The organism is Lacrimispora sp. (genome assembly GCF_031982545.1).
Classification (GTDB): Bacteria; Bacillota; Clostridia; order Lachnospirales; family Lachnospiraceae; genus Lacrimispora.
Map to the genome: position 1 here is coordinate 234,768 of NZ_DALYXB010000010.1, position 17,378 is coordinate 252,145.

General features: G+C 40.4%; 19 protein-coding genes. 9 read left to right on the top strand and 10 right to left on the bottom strand.

Annotated features, from left to right (window positions below):
* Positions 1 to 39: 39 nt before the first annotated feature.
* From ABS301_RS17980 to ABS301_RS17995, 4 genes are all read right to left on the bottom strand, one after another.
* Positions 40 to 852, bottom strand: coding sequence for a response regulator transcription factor (locus tag ABS301_RS17980; RefSeq protein ID WP_349673510.1), 813 nt, complete (start codon positions 850 to 852; stop codon positions 40 to 42).
* A gap of 12 nt (positions 853 to 864) precedes the next feature.
* Entirely contained in the window at positions 865 to 2,328 is a 1,464-nt protein-coding gene (locus ABS301_RS17985; RefSeq protein ID WP_349673511.1) for a histidine kinase, read from the bottom strand.
* A 232-nt stretch (positions 2,329 to 2,560) separates the two neighbouring features.
* Positions 2,561 to 3,070 carry a hypothetical protein gene (locus ABS301_RS17990; protein WP_349673512.1) on the bottom strand — a complete coding sequence of 170 codons (510 nt, stop codon included), beginning with the start codon at positions 3,068 to 3,070 and terminating at the stop codon, positions 2,561 to 2,563.
* A 123-nt stretch (positions 3,071 to 3,193) separates the two neighbouring features.
* The gene (locus ABS301_RS17995; protein ID WP_349673513.1) at positions 3,194 to 4,873 is read right to left on the bottom strand and encodes a S8 family peptidase; all 1,680 of its coding nucleotides are present in this window, start codon (positions 4,871 to 4,873) and stop codon (positions 3,194 to 3,196) included.
* A gap of 159 nt (positions 4,874 to 5,032) precedes the next feature.
* Here ABS301_RS17995 and ABS301_RS18000 point away from each other — a divergent pair, with 159 nt between their 5' ends.
* Positions 5,033 to 6,712, top strand: coding sequence for a S8 family peptidase (locus ABS301_RS18000; protein WP_349673514.1), 1,680 nt, complete (start codon positions 5,033 to 5,035; stop codon positions 6,710 to 6,712).
* 61 nt (positions 6,713 to 6,773) lie between these two features.
* On the opposite strand, the gene mscL is transcribed toward ABS301_RS18000, so the two are convergent.
* Both mscL and ABS301_RS18010 read right to left on the bottom strand, forming a co-directional pair.
* Positions 6,774 to 7,259 (bottom strand): large conductance mechanosensitive channel protein MscL, encoded by a 486-nt coding sequence (mscL, locus tag ABS301_RS18005; RefSeq protein WP_349673515.1) that lies wholly within the window; start codon positions 7,257 to 7,259, stop codon positions 6,774 to 6,776.
* A gap of 102 nt (positions 7,260 to 7,361) precedes the next feature.
* Entirely contained in the window at positions 7,362 to 8,255 is an 894-nt protein-coding gene (locus ABS301_RS18010) for a LysR family transcriptional regulator (RefSeq protein ID WP_349673516.1), read from the bottom strand.
* A gap of 135 nt (positions 8,256 to 8,390) precedes the next feature.
* Between ABS301_RS18010 and ABS301_RS18015 the strand changes: the two genes are divergently transcribed.
* The 5 genes from ABS301_RS18015 to ABS301_RS18035 all read left to right on the top strand — a co-directional run bounded on the left by ABS301_RS18015 (position 8,391) and on the right by ABS301_RS18035 (position 12,350).
* Positions 8,391 to 9,320: a ketopantoate reductase family protein gene (locus ABS301_RS18015; RefSeq protein ID WP_349673517.1), complete on the top strand. Its 930-nt coding sequence runs from the start codon at positions 8,391 to 8,393 to the stop codon at positions 9,318 to 9,320.
* A 70-nt stretch (positions 9,321 to 9,390) separates the two neighbouring features.
* Entirely contained in the window at positions 9,391 to 10,152 is a 762-nt protein-coding gene (locus tag ABS301_RS18020) for a MerR family transcriptional regulator (protein WP_349673518.1), read from the top strand.
* 56 nt (positions 10,153 to 10,208) lie between these two features.
* On the top strand, positions 10,209 to 10,940 hold the full coding sequence (locus ABS301_RS18025) for an ABC transporter ATP-binding protein (RefSeq protein WP_349673519.1): 732 nt from the start codon (positions 10,209 to 10,211) through the stop codon (positions 10,938 to 10,940).
* Complete coding sequence (locus tag ABS301_RS18030) at positions 10,927 to 11,670, top strand: ABC transporter permease (protein WP_349673520.1); 744 nt, start codon at positions 10,927 to 10,929, stop codon at positions 11,668 to 11,670. The genes ABS301_RS18025 and ABS301_RS18030 overlap by 14 nt, the downstream gene beginning before the upstream one ends.
* 143 nt (positions 11,671 to 11,813) lie before the next feature.
* Positions 11,814 to 12,350, top strand: a complete 537-nt coding sequence (locus tag ABS301_RS18035) for a CDP-alcohol phosphatidyltransferase family protein (RefSeq protein ID WP_349673521.1) — start codon at positions 11,814 to 11,816, stop codon at positions 12,348 to 12,350.
* Between the two features lie 22 nt (positions 12,351 to 12,372).
* On the opposite strand, the gene ABS301_RS18040 is transcribed toward ABS301_RS18035, so the two are convergent.
* Together ABS301_RS18040 and ABS301_RS18045 are read right to left on the bottom strand one after the other, a co-directional pair.
* Positions 12,373 to 12,942, bottom strand: a complete 570-nt coding sequence (locus ABS301_RS18040; protein WP_349673522.1) for a thymidine kinase — start codon at positions 12,940 to 12,942, stop codon at positions 12,373 to 12,375.
* Between the two features lie 154 nt (positions 12,943 to 13,096).
* A complete protein-coding gene (locus ABS301_RS18045) occupies positions 13,097 to 14,494 on the bottom strand; it encodes a L,D-transpeptidase family protein (protein WP_349673523.1) in 1,398 nt (465 codons plus the stop codon).
* 161 nt (positions 14,495 to 14,655) lie between these two features.
* Here ABS301_RS18045 and ABS301_RS18050 point away from each other — a divergent pair, with 161 nt between their 5' ends.
* Genes ABS301_RS18050 through ABS301_RS18060 form a run of 3 tightly spaced genes read left to right on the top strand, consistent with a single transcriptional unit; the run spans position 14,656 to position 15,674 of the window.
* Complete coding sequence (locus tag ABS301_RS18050; protein WP_349673524.1) at positions 14,656 to 15,243, top strand: DUF2238 domain-containing protein; 588 nt, start codon at positions 14,656 to 14,658, stop codon at positions 15,241 to 15,243.
* 56 nt (positions 15,244 to 15,299) lie between these two features.
* The gene (locus ABS301_RS18055) at positions 15,300 to 15,443 is read left to right on the top strand and encodes a CPC_1213 family protein (protein WP_170313619.1); all 144 of its coding nucleotides are present in this window, start codon (positions 15,300 to 15,302) and stop codon (positions 15,441 to 15,443) included.
* An 18-nt stretch (positions 15,444 to 15,461) separates the two neighbouring features.
* Positions 15,462 to 15,674, top strand: a complete 213-nt coding sequence (locus ABS301_RS18060; RefSeq protein WP_104437650.1) for a cold-shock protein — start codon at positions 15,462 to 15,464, stop codon at positions 15,672 to 15,674.
* 275 nt (positions 15,675 to 15,949) lie between these two features.
* Here the strand turns inward: ABS301_RS18060 and ABS301_RS18065 are convergent, their stop codons facing one another.
* Entirely contained in the window at positions 15,950 to 16,519 is a 570-nt protein-coding gene (locus tag ABS301_RS18065) for a class I SAM-dependent methyltransferase (RefSeq protein ID WP_349673525.1), read from the bottom strand.
* Positions 16,520 to 16,545: 26 nt separating this feature from the next.
* Positions 16,546 to 17,256, bottom strand: a complete 711-nt coding sequence (locus tag ABS301_RS18070) for an SDR family NAD(P)-dependent oxidoreductase (protein ID WP_349673526.1) — start codon at positions 17,254 to 17,256, stop codon at positions 16,546 to 16,548.
* Positions 17,257 to 17,378: the final 122 nt, after the last annotated feature.

Genomic DNA, 17,378 nt, shown 5'->3' on the forward strand with positions numbered 1-17,378 from the left:
CTCCTTGGAGCTTTTGCCAATTTGCATAAATAAAACAGCTTATTTTTGTGTATTCTGACCATCACGAAATTCAGAAGGAAGTAATCCGGTCAGTCTGCGAAACACCTTGGCAAAATAGTTGGAATCGTAATATCCTACCTGTATACTCACATCTTTTACACTGGCGGTTTTGTTCATAAGCAGTTTTTTTGCTTCATTAATCCGGACTTTCGTTAAATAAGTGGTAAAATTCTGATCAAAGCACTGCTTAAACAGTTTACAAAAATAAGCATCCGAATAATGAAGCATCCGTGCCGCATCCTGCATGGAAATTTCCTTACTATAGTTATTTTTTATAAACTCCAGTATCCGTGCTGCCACTTCGCTTTTGGGGTCTTTATCCGCCAGTTCTAAAAACTCGGAATCTGTTTCGGAATACTCAGAACTGTCATTTTCTCTATCTTCACCAGATTTTCCCTTATCCTGTTGATTGTCCTGTTGATCTGCCAGGCGCATGGCTTCCTCCATGACAGCAAGAAGTTCTTCCTCTTCGCATGGCTTTAAAAGATAATCCAGCGCCCGTATAACAATGGCCCGTTTTGCATAAGAAAATTCGTCGTAAGCAGTAAGAAAAATAATAACGCAGTCCCTGCTCAGATGCCTGATTTGCTCTGCTGCCTCTACACCGTCCAATTCCGGCATGGCAATATCCAATATGGCGATCTGGCACTTTTCCCGCTTAAATACAGCCACTGCTTCTGCTCCATCTACTGCTTCACTGATTTCTATGCTGTCACCAAAATGTCTGGTGAGCCTTCTCGCCAGTGCCATACGTTCAATCTGTTCATCATCTGCCAGTAAAATACGATACATGCCTCTGCCTCCCTATGAATTCTTTTGGTAATCCGGTGTAAAGGAAAGCTGCACGGCAGTTCCTTTTAAAGGAGTGCTGAATATAAAAACTTCCCCATCCCCATACAGCCCGTGGACTCTCCGATAAATATTTCCCACACCGATTCCATTCTTTTTTTCCTCTCCGTCTCTTAATGAGCTGCGGATCTCTTCCAGTCTTTCTTTGTCAATCCCCTCTCCCGTATCAGCCACTGAAATTACCAGTTTCTTATCCTTCAACCAGGTTCGGATCAGTATCTTCCCTCCCCTGCTTCTTTTGGAAAGGCCGTGTAAAACCGCATTTTCAACCAAGGGCTGCAGTGAAAAAGAAGGAATAAGAATATCCAGTGTCTGGGGGTTAATATCTGTCATATACTGGAAGCGCTGCCCAAAACGCATCTGCTGCAGATACATATAATCCTGGACAACTTTTAATTCCCGTTCCAGAGGCATGACTGAATCCGTGGATTTTAAATTATAACGGAACAGACTGCTAAGGGCAGAAATCATCTTTTCTGTGACTAAGGCATCTTCGATCTGAGCCATGCTGGAAATCATATTTAACGTATTAAAAAGGAAATGAGGATTAATTTGATTTTTAAGCATTTGCAGTCTGACCTCATCAAGCTGTTTTTCCATTTCATGTTTCTCAGTCAGAGCACTGATATATCCGCGTGTTGAGGATTTCATGGCAGTAAACGCACGTACCAGCCTGGCGATCTCATCATCTCCTTCCGTTTTTACTTCCTCACCGGAAAAATCATTTTTACCGATCCGGGACGAATCCTTTGCCAGCTCAACCACAGGTTTTATAATGCTTCGATGAATGGAACTGTTCAGAAGTTTCACAAACAGCAGGGATGCTCCTCCCCACAAAAGGCTTGCTGCTGGAACAATTACCAATAAATAACGGTTTCTTTCATAGCTTTCACTCCCCTGCTTTACAGTCATCTGCTCCAGTTGTCCTGCGTGAGTTGTAAGATATCCCTGTAACCGGTATATGGTATAAAGCTGATCTGTATAGTCCGGATCCTCCCTGGTAAGCATTTGAAATTTATCCCGGTACGCAGAGTAATTTTCATACATATTACGAATGGACCATACTTTTGCATATTGATTCCGGCCTGTCTTTTTGTAATCATAAGGCAGCTGATCCACTGCTTTTTTTGTATCCTGACAGGCTTTCTCGTATACGTCACGGCTGTCATTCGTTTCCTCTCTTATATAGGAAGCAAATGCATTCTTTTCATTTTCCATGGCAGACCAAAACGCCAGGCTCTGTGAGTTGCTTCTTAAAACAGAACTAAATCCCCTCATACCAAACCCTGCTACCATAAAATTAGCAAGAATTGAAAGTATGATTACAGCTGCGCCACTGGCTGTAATATAATTTATTTTCTTCTGAAGGGACAGGGTGCCCCAGAACCAGCGCAGTCTGTTGGTTTTTTCTTCATTCATTTTATTTACCTTTCATACATGTAATGCACGGTAATTGGCATTTTTAGTCAGAGTATATCAGTTATCCTCCTGTTTTTCAAGCTTCTTTGCTTTCTCCATAAAAAATACCCCACATGCGACGCCTTTGCCGCACATGGGGTATTAAAAAGGGGAGGATAAGTATTCACTTATCTTTGGTATAATTCTATTATCACCCATACAATTGTTTTTATTCACATAAATTAAATTAATTTTAACGAAGTCCGGAAAGTTTTGCTTTCAGTCCTTCCAGATAGATACCATCCAGTTTGCGTTTTGACCTTAAGGATTTTACATCTTCCTTCTGCAGCTGCTCATCAAGTGCCGCAATCCGTTCCTCACATTCCGTTATCTGCTCCTGAAGTAAGGATCTGCTGGGCTTTTTCATAATGACCGGAAGATCAAGTGTTCTGGTAAGAAAACGGGAAATGGCTTCCTCTGTTTTTGCCTCATCCTGATATACCCGATTGAAAAAATCGCAGCCTGCCAGGTATAAATTTTCATAGACCTTTAAATCCCCACCATCTTTACCAGAAACCAGAATGGTTCCATCCTTAATATAAAAGCTGGTCTTATCTTTTTCTTCTATCCCCACACTGTATCTGCACTCATCTATTTTATCCAGTTTTAACCGTTCCATAATCAGATCAAATACATACCACTTCAGTTCACTTGTCACCAGACCGTTTAAGGATTCCAGTCCAATCTCTTCCTCATGCTCCATACCGTATCTCCATTCCTTTCTTTTGCAATACTTCTGATTATACAGGAACAACCCTCTGACCTCAACTATTATTTCCATAAAATCCAGCATTCCCTTACTTCTGGACAACGGGATGTCCTGAAATTAAATATTGGTGAGCCGTTCAAAAAGAGTGTTAATATCAATTTGTCCATATCCCCACACATTATTGGGATATGTATTGGATGGGTTCCGCCTGGCTCCTCTGATCAGAAGCCGGTTTACATCATTTCCTGTTATGGTTGTATAATTTCCTCTGGGTACCGCCCATTCAAAAACCATAGCTTCTATTCCTGCGGCCTGTGCAGCTGCACACCCGCATCCCGTTATGGTTCCATATTGATTTCCTGGAACAGCACAGGTAAGCTGATACCCTGGTGCCGCAAGGTCCGGTTTGATATATCCGGTTCTTGTATACCCTCTTCCTGACTCCGGTAATATACTGTCATTTTCCCCATTGTATGCGGTTACGGTAAGGGGATGGGTTGACGTACCCGGAGCAGTTATGGTTGTATCCGGATTGGAATTTAAGAAGAATGTGTTTTCACTGATCAGGTTTCCCGCTGGAAGCCAGGAATGGAACGAGAAAGCTTCCTTTTCCAGATTCTGCAATTTAATGGTCCAGATTCCCGGTATTGGATTCTGAAAACGGATCAGTATCAATTGATCTCCTGTCTCTTCTTCAAAAATATAATTATTTACGTATATGACACTTTCATTTAATACAAAAGAAAATCTTCTGCATTCGCCAAGTGTTGGAAATACCTGTCCGGTGGTTTCTCTGTTTGGCACTGTAATTTCAACAGATAGCCTTGCCGGAGCAAAGGGCCAGATTTCCAAAGAAAAAAGCTTATCGTTTTCTCCCACCCGCATTTCAAACTCATTTATAAAGGGATCTGCAACCGTATTATTAAAATAGTGCCTCCGTTTATTCCCTTCGTTTCCTGCTGAGATTATGATTCCGGTCTGTGGCTGTTCAGCCAGAAAATTGGTAATATAACTGGTTGCCCCCCGTCCATCATGACTTGACTGATTGGTTCCCATAGCGATACACACAGCTACGGGCCGGTTGAGTCTCTTGGCAAGTTCTGTCACATAACTGAGTCCGATAATCAAATCAGATTCCTGATAGCACTCCACATTTTCAGGGACAAAAAATATACGTTTCAGCGTATTTTTTGCGGGTTTCAGCTTTACAATCACCAGATCTGCCTCCGGTACCACACCACTGAAAGACTGGGCTGCATTTGGCTTGCCTGCCAGAACGCTGGCGATTGCAGTACCATGTCCGTTGGTATCCTCAGAAGGCACAATTGAGAGGGGATTTTCCGACCGGAGAGCCACATTAATGTACTCTCTGGTATACTCAGATCCATATGTATAGCCTGCTGGAGGTGTTCCAGTCTGGATCGTCTGGTCCCAAAGTGACAGGATACGGGTTGTTCCATCATTAAAGAGAAACGCCTGGTGCTGATAATCAATGCCAGTGTCTATGACTGCTACTATGACCCCTCTCCCAAATAAAGCCAGATATGGATTTCTCTGAACCGTTCCAATCCCTGATTTTTCCAGACTGACCGTAGAACTAAGGGTCAGCACGGAGGGAAAAGCATTATAAGGATAGTTTCCCAAATCGCATGGATCCGGAGGAATAGTGGGGATGGGTATGTGAGCCAGGGAATGCCTTAAATTCATATAAGTGATATTATCTCCTGTATCATAAGTGGATCTCATCACGTTGCTGATAATGATATCATAATAATTTTCATCCAGTATTTTTTGCATAAGCAGGCCTCCCTGTCTATCACTTGAAGTACATATGATATATCTTATGCTAAAAGGCACTTATTATGAGTTGTGTTAGCAGCAGACCACTCATAATGGAAAGACTTTTGCATAAGATATAACATATGCCTGGAGAAACGGAATAAAGGAGAACAGTTTATGGGAAAAATACTGGACAATAATTATTATGATATGATAATTAATAATTACATGGTGCCCAATTTCGGCTCTGGTGATGATATCACTCTTTTAAATGGATATTTTTCCCTGCTCCATGTATCAAAAAAAAATAAAGATCTCTGTGATCTTGGAGTAAATCCATATCATTTCTTTCCTTCAGTCTATACACTTGCATCAGCTATCGGCCGGCATTACTCCGGTCCTTTGCGTTCTACCCAGCAGCCCCCTGATTTTTCCCTCTCAGGCCAGGGAACGATCATAGGGATCGTGGATACCGGAATTGATTATCAGCACTCCGCTTTCCTAAACAGGGATAAAACAACAAAAATTCTATCTGTCTGGGATCAGACCATTCAAAACGGTCCTGCCCCACAGAGTTTTACATTTGGCACGGAATACACAAAAGCGGCCATTAACAGTGCTCTCAGTTCTGATGACCCTTTACTTACAGTGCCAACCCAGGATTTAATCGGGCATGGAACTGCTGTCGCAAGTATCATTGCCGGAAGCCAGAGTAAGGATCCGCCTTTCCAGGGAATTGTTACAAATGCAGAACTGGCAGTTGTTAAGCTTAAGGAAGCAAAGCAAAATTTAAAAATGTTATATGCAATTCCCGATGACAGGCTGTGCTACCAGGAAAGTGATATTATACTTGGTATCCGCTATCTGGTTGTCCTTGCCCAAAAGTTAAAGCGGCCCCTGGTGATCTGCCTTGCTCTGGGAAGCAGCCAGGGAAGTCATGACGGGAAGGGGGTTCTATCCAGATATATTGATGATCTGGTTCAAATACCAGAAGTTGGAATCGTTACATCGGCTGGTAACGAAGGAAATAACGGAAGACATCATTTTAACTCTGTCGTTTCACTGCCTTATACAAGAGATTTCCAGCTAAACGTCGGTCAGGGAGAAATGAAATTTGCCATGGAAATATGGTCCCAGCCCCCGGGGCAGATTTCTATTGAGGTTACTTCCCCCAGTATGGAAAAGGCGCCTCATACCGAACCGTCCTTTAATGACTGCATAAAATATCAGTTCCAGGAAAGTGAAACCATACTTTGGATTAATAATATAACATTTGAGCAGCAAACCGGAGATCAGCTTATCTTACTGCGTTTTGAAAATCCCCTTCCCGGTACATGGAACTTTCATCTAAGGAGTACGGAAAACGAGCGTTTCTCTTTTAATGCCTGGCTCCCCTCAGGAAATTTAATATCTGAAAATACGTTCTTTCTCAGTCCGGATCCTGATACGACCATTACTTCACCTGGTAATACCAAAAATGTATTTACAGTAACCGCTTATAATCAGCAGACAGGCAATATCTTAAATGAGTCCAGCAGGGGTTATACAAGAAACGGTCAGGTAAAGCCGGACGTGGCAGCTCCAGGCTACAACATCACCTGTGCTGTTCCAAACGGTAAATACGGAACATTAACAGGTACCAGCGCATCTGCTGCACAGGCTGCCGGTGCAATGGCAATCCTGTTCGAATGGTCGGAGGGAAAAGGAAATCTGACTTCTATTACCGGAGAACAGGCAAACAAACTTTTAATACGAAGTGCACAGCGCAGCCCAGCCTACCATTATCCAAATAATATCTGGGGTTATGGGATCCTTGATGTTTACCGTATTATTAACCAACTTTATAAAAATTTATAAGTTTCCTATAACACAAAGAGAATGATGATCCCCGTATTATACAAAGATCATCATTCTCTTTTTACGATGTCTGACTTTTAGAATTCAGCTGACTGGTGCAGTGAGGACAGCGGGTTGCCTTGGGATCAACAGGCTGATAGCAAAAAGGACATTTTTTATCTTCTGCCGCAGCGGAACCACCCGCCTGTTTCGTTCCTCTTAAAACATTAATTGCCTTAATGATAAGGAATATTACCACGGCCATAATGAGGAAATTTATTACAGAAGTAATAAAGGCGCCATAGGCAAAAACCGGGCCCTTTGTCTGCGCATCCGCAAGGGTTTGAATGACAGTTCCTTCCGGAACTTTATAAAGCAGCAAAAACTGATTGGAAAAATCCACCCCTCCTGTTATCACACCGATGAAAGGGGAGATCACATCTTTCACCAGGGAACTTACAATTCCCTGAAAAGCTCCGCCAATTATTACTCCGACTGCCAGATCCACTACATTTCCCCGAAGAACAAATTCCTTAAATTCAGCTGCAATTGACTTTTTCTTACTCATAGAAACATTCCTCTTTTCCTAAAATTCTTTCCGGTTCTGACAAAGTTCCACTCCTATCTGACTTTTAGGATTGGTGAAATTTTGTCAGAATATACCTGTATATCAGTTAATGATTACATTTTCCGCATTCTCTTTTACCCATTCCCTGGCAAAAGCTGAAAATATTCTGACTGTTGGACGCAGCGTCTTACCGGAAGGAACGATGAAATAGATGATACGGTAAACTTCCGGATCCAGAGTTTTTCTTACATACCCTCCGCTGCCATAAGAATCCAGAACCAGCTTTGGTAAAATACTGATTCCGCAACCTCCGCATACCATGGATATGGCTGCCTGATCGCTTAAAAAACCACTATGTTCCATTAAATTTCCTTTTGCCTGACGAAGCATTTTCCCCACGGAATAGCTGGTTCCTTCGCTTGGTATAATAAAGGTTTCCCCTTTTAAATGAGTTAGGGTAATGGTTTCACAGTCACAAAGAGGGTGATCCTTTGGCAAAATGACATAATAGGGATCTTTTACCAACGGGGTCTCATTCTCCTTTTTATTTGATTCTGCAGAGATAGCACAGTCAATCACATCTTTCGAGAACCAGTCTTTCATGATTTCGTAATTGATGGCATCGTTCAGGAACACATCCACCTGAGGATATTTTTTTCTGAATTCAATAATTATCTGAGGCATCCATCTGACTGCAACACTTGTGATAACGCCAATGCGGATCTTGCCATGCTGTATGTTCTCTTCTCCCGCCAGCTGCCTTATGATTTCTTCCTTTTCTGTCAATTCCTTTGCCGCCGAATAAATTCTTTCCCCCTCTTCCGTTAATGAGACCCCATTCCTTCCTCTGTAAAGCAGCTTTATTCCCAGTTCTTCTTCCATGGAAGAAATCATGTGGCTGGCCGCAGTCTGTGAATAACTAAGCTGTGCTGCCGCCTTGGAAAGATTCCCGGTTTCTGCTGCTTTTACAAACAGCATATATTTATTTACATCCATATGATTATCCTCTCTGCTTTTACCTTCTCTTATTATACATGAATATCTTTCATGATACTAATGAAATTTTAGCATTATATTAAGAAAATAATTCATGGTAAAATCAAGAAAAACATACCGATCACGGAGGATATAATGAACATAGCAATACTTGGCGCAGGAGCCATGGGCAGCCTCTATGCCAGCTATCTGGCTCCCTATCATTCAGTTACACTGTTAGACAGCTACGCTCCCTTAGTAGAACACATTAATACAAAAGGACTGATTAAAGTCAGCCATGACCATACAGAAATCCCATTTCAGGTAAAAGCAGTATTAAGCGGAACCAGTCTTGACTATCAGGATCTGGTTATTGTTTTTGTAAAAGGAATTCATACTTATGAAGCCATAAAAAACAACCAGTCTCTGTTAGGACCGGATACAATCGTCATGACACTTCAAAATGGTGCAGGCAATAACCGGGACATCGCACAGTTTGTTAAAAGAGAGCGTATTATTGTGGGTACCAGCAGCCACAACAGTGTTTCCCTGGAGCCTGGTAAGTTTTATCACTCCGGGTGCGGCCCTACAAACATCGGACCAGATCTTCCCTGTGAAGAATCCTTACGGGATGTAAAAAAAACAGCACAGGCTCTGGAAGAAAGCGGCCTTACCGTCAATATCATGGAAAATATCCAGTACGTCCTATGGCAGAAGCTGGTTATAAACTGCGGCATCAACGCCTTAAGCACGCTGATGCAGTGCAGGATCGGAGAAATTTATACCAATCCCTATTTATGGGATTTATGCAAAAGAATTGTTTATGAGTGCGTATTAATAGCAGAAGCAGACGGCACTTATCTTGACCGAAAGGAAGCTCTTCTGGCAGTCTCAAAAGTATGTATCAATGATGCCAATGGTTATGCCAGCATGTATCAGGACAGACAGAATCAGCGAATGACCGAAATTGACAGAATAAATGGTGTTGTTTCCGATCTGGGAAGCCAGTATAAAATCGCTGCTCCCTGCAACTCTATGCTGGTCACTCAAATCCATGGGGTAGAGCAGATGTATTCCAGACAATAAACCCTCCATTATAGCACCAGACTTTCCATCTGTGGTATACTATAGCTGCTGAATGGAGGTGTCATTGCTTATGAATACGTATCGTACTGCTGAAATTGCACATAGAACAGGAATTCATCCCAACACAGTACGGCTTTATGAAGAGCTGAATCTGATTACAAAACCGAAACGCCTCCCCAACGGCTATCGTGTTTTCACAGATCTGCACCTGGAGCAGATAATATTTGCCAGAACGGCTTTAAAAGCGGAAATACTTCTAAACGGTCTGAGAAAACAGGCTGTAGACATTATAAAGGAAGCCGCATGCCTGAAATACGATAGTGCCCTTAAAATGACAGAAAATTATTTACAGCAAATCAAAAAGGAGCAGAGGAATTCAGAAGAAGCCATTAGAATCACTCAAAAGCTATTATCTGGTAAACCGGAAGAATGGGGAAATGAAGTTTATACCCGAAAAGAGGCTGCCAACTATCTTGATATTTCCATCGATTCATTAAGAAACTGGGAGCTGAACGGACTTTTATTGGTAAAGCGAAAGCAGAATGGTTATCGTATTTACACCGAAGAGGATCTTGTCCGTTTAAAAATCATCCGTTTGCTGCGTCGTGCTAATTACTCCCTTTCGGCAATTCTTCGTATGCTCAATGCCCTTACCATAAGTTCCAGTGCCGATATTCGACAGGTAATTGATACACCGGCAGAGACAGAAGATATTATATCAGTGTGTGATAAACTGCTTACTTCTCTTTCGGAAGCAGAAACTCTGGCAAATGTCATGGAAATTCAGTTGAATAAAATGAAAAAACTTTATCCTGTCAACTCTACATTATAACACCAGACTTTGTTCTGGTGTTATTCTCTTTTTATCATCAAAAGGAGGAAAACAGGATGGAAGTTACAATTACAGCAGAAAAGCTGACAAAGTCATATGGCAGTTTAAAGGCCCTTGACCAATTTAACCTAACAGTATACAGAGGTGAAATATTTGGTTTGCTGGGGGCAAATGGAGCAGGAAAAAGTACAGCACTGGAATGTATCCTTGGAACCAGAAAACCAGACTATGGAACAGTTGAAATTCTTGGTATGAATCCCTGCACAAATCGAAAAAAATTATTTAAACGGGTAGGGGTCCAGTTTCAGGAAACCAGTTATCAGGACAAAATACGGGTATGGGAGCTCTGCGAAGTCACTGCCTCTTTATACAAGGTGCCCAGAGATCCGAAACTTTTGCTGCATCAGTTTGGACTCTCTGATAAACTTAAGGTGATGGTAAGCGACTTATCCGGCGGACAAAAGCAGCGTCTGTTTATCGTACTGGCTCTTATCGCGGATCCGGAAGTAATCTTTTTAGACGAACTGACAACGGGGCTGGACGTACGGGCTCGACACGATGTATGGAACAGTATCCTGAAACTGAAAGAAGACGGGTTAACTGTACTTTTAACTTCCCACTTTATGGACGAAGTAGAAACTCTGTGTGACAAAATTATGATCTTAAAGAATGGAAGAACCGTTTTTGAGGGAACCGTAAATGAAGCTATACGAAACAGTCCTTACAACCAACTGGAGGATGCTTACTTCTATTTTGCAGAGGAGGAAAGAGAAAATGAAAGCATTTAGAACACTATTTAAAACAGAGTGTAAATTATCGCTTCGAGGATTGGATATGTTTATCTTTGCAATCTGTATGCCAGTAACAATTTTTATTCTTTTAGGAATTATTTACAAGGACAAACCTGCTTTTGAAGGTGCAGGTTATACTTTTGTGGAGCAGTCTTTTGGGGCAGTATCAACGATTGCAATCTGTGCGGGAGGTGTCATGGGTCTGCCTCTGGTGGTGTCTGATTACCGAAAAAAGCATATTTTAAAACGCTTTAAAGTAACACCTGCAAGTCCTGTACTAATACTCGCCGTACAACTGTCCATCTATGCTTTATATTCCTTTGCTTCTCTCATTCTGCTCTACACTGCAGGAGTAATATTTTTCGACTTTCAATTAAGAGGATCCATTTTGATATTCTTAGCAGCATATTTACTGGTGATGGTATCCATGTTTAGCATAGGGCTTTTAGTAGGGGGAATTGCACCAGATATAAAAACAGCCAGCGCAGCCGCCAGCATTCTCTATTTTCCTATGATTATTTTTTCCGGCGCGACACTTCCATACGAAATCATGCCATCTGCACTTCAAAAATGTTCGGATCTCATGCCTCTTACTCAGGGAATTAAACTGTTAAAAGCTGCAGTACTGGGATCTCCTGTAAAAGAGTCAGCCTTACCTGTTTTATTCTTGGTAGGGATTGCAATTATATGTGCCGCCCTCTCCCTTCGATTTTTCCGTTGGGAATAGTTATTTTAAAATCCTGAAATAGTAAATTTGGATAAACGACTCCTGTCATACCATCAGGTTTCGTTTATCCATATGATTGACAAGAAAAGCGTTCTGTGCCATAGTTAAGGTGAAAGTTACTTTCCCTGCTATGGAGATTTATTATGAAAAATATTCCAAACTATATTACACTGGTCCGCCTGATCCTGTCCGTCCTTTTATTTTTTATAACGGATAACTGGATTCTTTTTCTGGTGATCTATTTTGTTTGCGGAATAAGTGATGTCCTTGACGGCTTTCTTGCAAGGACATTTAAATGGCAAACCAAAACAGGAGCCAGACTGGACAGCCTGGCTGATTTTATATTCTTTTTTGCTGCATTTTTCAGAATGTTGCTTTCTTACAGACTTACGATACCGGCACCTATTATTTTAGGAGCAATTCTGATCGCACTGATCCGTTTTTTTAATTTGTATCTCACAAGGAAAAAATTCGGTATGCCAGGTATCCTCCACACCACAGGAAATAAATTATCCGGAATTATCTTCTTTTTTGCATGCCCCGCGGCTGTTATTCTGGGGTACATACCTCTCTGGGTTATTTTTATTCCCTTAATTTCTTCATTGGAAGAAACCATGATCTTACTGAAAGCAGATACTTATAATCCTGATATCAGGAGTTTTTATGATTTATTAAGTTAACAACCAATTAACCAACTCTTTCTCAGTCCGGCTTGATTATTCCTTCATTATAGTGTTTCCTGCACAGAGATACATATTTATCATTTGCTCCCATCAGGATCTGTTCTCCGTTTCTCACAACTTTTCCGCTTCCATCGATCCTTGCTGTCATTCCTGCGCGATTGCCGCACCAGCAGACGGTCTTTAATTCCGTGATCTCATCAGCCAGTTCCATGAGCCGTTTGGAGCCAGGAAAAAGATGTGAAGAGAAATCCGTTCGAAGACCATAGCAAAAAACCGGTATCTCATACTGATCTACGATATAAGCCAGCTTATCAATATCTGCTTCTGCAAGAAACTGTGCTTCATCTATGATAATAACATCAGATCTTTTCAGCTGCTCCGAATCATATTTCTCCAGCTCAGTCCATACAATACATTCGGCCTCCAGGCCAATCCTTGATCGGATCTTGTTTATCCCATCTCTGGTTTCAATATCAGGCTTTACCAGCAGCACCTGTTTTCCCTTTTCTATAAAATTATATCTGGTCATCAGTGCGTTTGCTGTCTTTGAACTGCCCATCGCCCCATATCTGAAATATAATTTCGCCATCTCTATCCCCTTTATCTTAAATGAAGTAAAAGCGTTAATCCGCCAGTTGCATTTTATCATAGACCGGGTTGGAAGTCTACATAGAATAAAGAACATCTCTGTTCTGAGGATATGAATTTCGTGATTTTAAATATACAAATATATGATATACTCATTACTTCTCCTGATAACAAATAATAGGAATACCGGATTCTATGTATTTATATATTGTTTTAGCAAGATAATAGGGGGCATTTACGCAGCCATGAGTTCCATTCTTTTTATAAATCTCTCCCCCAAAAGCACGCCTCCATTTCGCGTCGTGAATTCCGATATTTCCATAAAAGGGCATCCAGTACTGGACGCCGGCTTCGTAGCCAGGTCCGGACAACACTGCACCTTCCTGTTTATAATTAAGCATGTAAGCTCCTGTTACTGTGGCATTACCTCTGTTTGGGTTTCCCGTAACTACCGGACCCTGGGCAATGAGTCTGCCATCCTTGTAGAACCACATATGCTGTCTGGTTATATTTATCTCCACATATGTTTCTCCGATTTCATTACCGGCTCTGGATACTGCTTTTTGAATATAAACAGGTTCTCTTATAAGAATCCGTCCTGAGTTGATATTTTCCGCCAGTGCCGATGTTTCCGCATCCTGATCAATTTTCCAGCCATAGATCCCCCCCTCTATCTCCACCATTGTCCCGAGAGAGGTTTTAAAACTTCTTTTCACGCCTACCGTATCATATTTTTTCCCTATAGCTTTCACATAGGCCTTGACTTTATCTTTATCCAGTATAATATCCAGATTTTCATCCACGGCAATCCAGTACTGTATCACATTCCCATCAACTACTTCTCTTTTACTGCCAAAAAGATAAGTGACATGTGTGGAAGCGCATTTATTTAAATGTCTGAGGGTTTTAAAGGCTTTAGGGGATCTCATGGTATATACAGGATTTATGTAACAGGAGTTTGCATCCAGATCAAGTTTTGTTTCTCCTTTAAAAAGGCTGTCTGTTACAGCAGCTTTCAGTTTGTCTTTTTCAACTCGATTACCGTAAATTTCCTTTACCATTTGATAATGTCCGTCTGTATATTGATAAGACACATTTTCAGGTTCTATTTTTGCCTGTTTCAAGCAATTTAACTGATTCAACGTTAAATTTAGCTTGTTCTCATTATAGAAAAATAAACTTTCCGAAAGAAATTCCTGTTTTTTAAAAAATGAACCAATCCATTGAAGTGCTTTCTGCTCATTAAGTGCTTCTTTTACATATGTTTTATTCTTGTATTCCAGTCCTGCTTCCTGCCCGGTAATCTCATCCGATTTACCTTCTCGTTCAATGAGAAGGAGCTTATAATTCTCCGTGTATCTTCTTATACTTTGATCCGCCTGTCTTTCGTTCTTTAATGATACATCTGCTCCGTTTATGGTCGTAGAAAAAAAGAAATGACTGGTAAAGTAAAAAGAGATGAGTAAATACAATAACATCACTGCTGCCACTATAATTCCCAGGAGTTCTATGGCCTCCCGCTTTTCACAAGCGCTCATTTTTTCATAATTCATAACAGCTCAGCCTCACCTTTACAATGCACTGGGATCATATCATTTTATGTTCCGGAAATTGTATTTAATACCAGTCTGTTGTAAAAGAGGACTCTATCTTTTTTTTAACTAACCTGCATACTCCTCTTACAATCGTACATACTTCATTTCGAGGTGACGATATGCATATTATAAATTTATTTCAGCCTGTTTTCCGCTGTTTATCAATTGCTTTGGTATTGTACTATTTAATTAAGAAAAAATACAAAATGATTGGTTCTATTATATTGGTGTTCGTATTATCTTATCTGCCTGGCATGGCAAACCGGTTTCTGGGGATAGTCATAGATCCCTATAGTACCATGATCTACCTGATTGTTTTATTTATGGCATTATATCTTGGCAGTAGCCTGGGTTATTACGATCGGTACTGGTGGTGGGACCGTACCATTCATTTTCTTTCCGGTGTTGGATTTACCGGGTTTGGAACAGCTATAATTAACATAAATCCAGATTCAAAGAAGATAATTTCTCTTCTATTTGGATTTACATTTTCCGTAACACTCCATGTAATATGGGAAGTCCTTGAATATGTAAGTGATTGTCTGACACATGGGAATGCCCAGCGTTGGCAGAAAATTCATGCCTCAGTAAATCATATGCCAGAAAATGCAATTCAACCAGCCGGTCTTGTGGATACTATGAACGACACAATCTGCTGCATGATCGGAGCAGGAATCGCTACCATTATATGGTGGCTTATCCTATGATTTTATTCTGGCATCTGTAGCATACTAAAAAAGACATCAAGAAAAGGAGAAAAACAATGAGCAGAGATAATTCTAAGAAAAGCACAAGTAATCACAAAAAAGAAGATGGCACCTTTCATTCCAAACATATTAATCACAATCCCCAGGCAGAAAGCGCCAGAGCTGTATTTGGTTTAAAAGAAGATAATTCAAAAAGATAAGAATGGGAGGATTTAACCATGTCTAACTACACCGGTGTTGTTAAATGGTTTGATAATGAAAGAGGCTATGGCTTTATCTCAACCAATGATGGTCAGGATGTTTTCGTACATCATTCTCAAGTAAAAGAAAAGACTCATAATAAAGACCTTCACGAGGGCGAGTCTGTTAACTTTGATATCAGACAGGATGAGAAAGGCTTAAGCGCCTTAAATGTCCAGAAAAATGATTAAATCACAAGGAGTTAAGTCCTGCATTGAAACGGTTGGGTGCGAAATAACAGGACAATCTTTGGAACCATAATTTGAAATTGGTCATAATGGAATTCGATCAAAATATACAGGAAACGGTCTGGGCAAAAAGCAACTTCAGGAAGCCCTTGGAAGAATAAAGAATCAGCTTTTGCAGATGATTATTTATATTACAAGATAATGCTTTAACAAATCAAACTACTAACTTTTTTAGTTAGTAGTTTTTTATGACTATATGGGAAATGTCCACCCCAGTTTTACGACTGGACACGCCATATATATCTGACAAATTCTCTTTGGTTAATTTCATAAAATTTTCTGTCTAAAAGTATGTTCTTATCTAATAATTCAAACTCCTCGTCCAGCATAATATCACTTTCTTTTACATCCGGGTTATCAAATGGTATTGTACGAAAACCATTTACCCATAGCAATCCATTTTTATTCTGTATATCTTCAAAATCTTTTAACAGCCGCGGAGTTGGTTTATAATGATTGATTATAATCGCATCAAACTTTTCCTCTAATGTATTTAAGCTGTCCTGTGACAGATCAACTATCCTGGTCCTGATGTTTAAATTTTCCCTACTAGCAAAGTACGTCAATCTGTTTATCGCTTCTTCACAAAAATCAATGGCTAATACCTCATAACCCAAACGAGCCAGATAGATGGAATTTCTTCCATCTCCGCAGGCAACATCAAGAACTTTCCCTTTTAAAGGAAAATAAGACATATCTTCTTCCAGGCATCTTTCCTGACCCATAATTTCCAGCTTTCTGCTTTTAAACCGGTCTCTCCACCAGGTGGAATCTCCCATATAATTCATAAAGTTCTCCTTTCTGCTTTCTTAATTTATTTTGAATACATACTTGTAGAGGATACTCCCCCATCAACCGGGAAAGCCCCTCCGGTTATATAACCCGCCTCATCGCTTACAAGAAAAGCCACCATATTTGCTACATCTTCCGGCTCTCCTATCCGTCTTAACGGAATGCGTTCAGAACAACGGTCGGCAGTTTCCTGATCAGGAAAACTATTCTGTAAAAGAGGGGTATTAATCGGTCCGGGCAAGACGCAATTAACTCGGATTCCAAGCTCGGCATATTGCTGTGCAAGACATTTTGTCAGCATAATAAGTCCTGCTTTCGTTGTACAGTAGAGTGGTGAGGTTAATTCCGGCACAAGTCCCAGACAGGAGGCAATAATTACGATGGAACCTTTTGAAGCCTTGATTTTTTCTATTGCATTACGCGTCATAAGATAAGTCCCTTTAATGTTAATATCCACCATTCTATCTAATTCTTCATTTGTAGTGTCTTCCAGATACTTTTCAAAGTAGATACCTGCATTATTTACAACAATATCTAAATGCGGGATATGGGACAGCCCCGCTTTAATCTCCTCATCATTACTAATATCAACGTGATAAAATTCAAAATCCTCCGGCGGAATATGTTTGTCAAAAACTATAACATGCATTCCCATATTTTGAAGCTTTTTTGATATAGCCAGTCCCATTCCCGAGCTCCCGCCTGTAACAACCGCAACTTTTTTATTTTTCATAATTACTTTCCTTTTTTCCTAATAAATTTCGTTCTTTGAGATTTTAGAATAAATATTAAAACCAATATCTCATATGGTCAATACATTGGATTATACAAACTAATAATATTAAATACAATAGA

Coding starts and splice junctions, on each gene's coding strand:
- ABS301_RS18015 (WP_349673517.1), top strand. CDS start 8,391: ATGAACATAGCAATACTTGGCGCAGGAGCCATGGGCAGCCTCTATGCC.
- mscL (WP_349673515.1), bottom strand. CDS start 7,259: ATGAGTAAGAAAAAGTCAATTGCAGCTGAATTTAAGGAATTTGTTCTT.
- ABS301_RS18040 (WP_349673522.1), bottom strand. CDS start 12,942: ATGGCGAAATTATATTTCAGATATGGGGCGATGGGCAGTTCAAAGACA.
- ABS301_RS18055 (WP_170313619.1), top strand. CDS start 15,300: ATGAGCAGAGATAATTCTAAGAAAAGCACAAGTAATCACAAAAAAGAA.
- ABS301_RS18020 (WP_349673518.1), top strand. CDS start 9,391: ATGAATACGTATCGTACTGCTGAAATTGCACATAGAACAGGAATTCAT.
- ABS301_RS18060 (WP_104437650.1), top strand. CDS start 15,462: ATGTCTAACTACACCGGTGTTGTTAAATGGTTTGATAATGAAAGAGGC.
- ABS301_RS18065 (WP_349673525.1), bottom strand. CDS start 16,519: ATGAATTATATGGGAGATTCCACCTGGTGGAGAGACCGGTTTAAAAGC.
- ABS301_RS17980 (WP_349673510.1), bottom strand. CDS start 852: ATGTATCGTATTTTACTGGCAGATGATGAACAGATTGAACGTATGGCA.
- ABS301_RS18030 (WP_349673520.1), top strand. CDS start 10,927: ATGAAAGCATTTAGAACACTATTTAAAACAGAGTGTAAATTATCGCTT.
- ABS301_RS17990 (WP_349673512.1), bottom strand. CDS start 3,070: ATGGAGCATGAGGAAGAGATTGGACTGGAATCCTTAAACGGTCTGGTG.
- ABS301_RS18025 (WP_349673519.1), top strand. CDS start 10,209: ATGGAAGTTACAATTACAGCAGAAAAGCTGACAAAGTCATATGGCAGT.
- ABS301_RS18000 (WP_349673514.1), top strand. CDS start 5,033: ATGGGAAAAATACTGGACAATAATTATTATGATATGATAATTAATAAT.
- ABS301_RS17985 (WP_349673511.1), bottom strand. CDS start 2,328: ATGAATGAAGAAAAAACCAACAGACTGCGCTGGTTCTGGGGCACCCTG.
- ABS301_RS17995 (WP_349673513.1), bottom strand. CDS start 4,873: ATGCAAAAAATACTGGATGAAAATTATTATGATATCATTATCAGCAAC.
- ABS301_RS18010 (WP_349673516.1), bottom strand. CDS start 8,255: ATGGATGTAAATAAATATATGCTGTTTGTAAAAGCAGCAGAAACCGGG.
- ABS301_RS18045 (WP_349673523.1), bottom strand. CDS start 14,494: ATGAATTATGAAAAAATGAGCGCTTGTGAAAAGCGGGAGGCCATAGAA.
- ABS301_RS18035 (WP_349673521.1), top strand. CDS start 11,814: ATGAAAAATATTCCAAACTATATTACACTGGTCCGCCTGATCCTGTCC.
- ABS301_RS18050 (WP_349673524.1), top strand. CDS start 14,656: ATGCATATTATAAATTTATTTCAGCCTGTTTTCCGCTGTTTATCAATT.
- ABS301_RS18070 (WP_349673526.1), bottom strand. CDS start 17,256: ATGAAAAATAAAAAAGTTGCGGTTGTTACAGGCGGGAGCTCGGGAATG.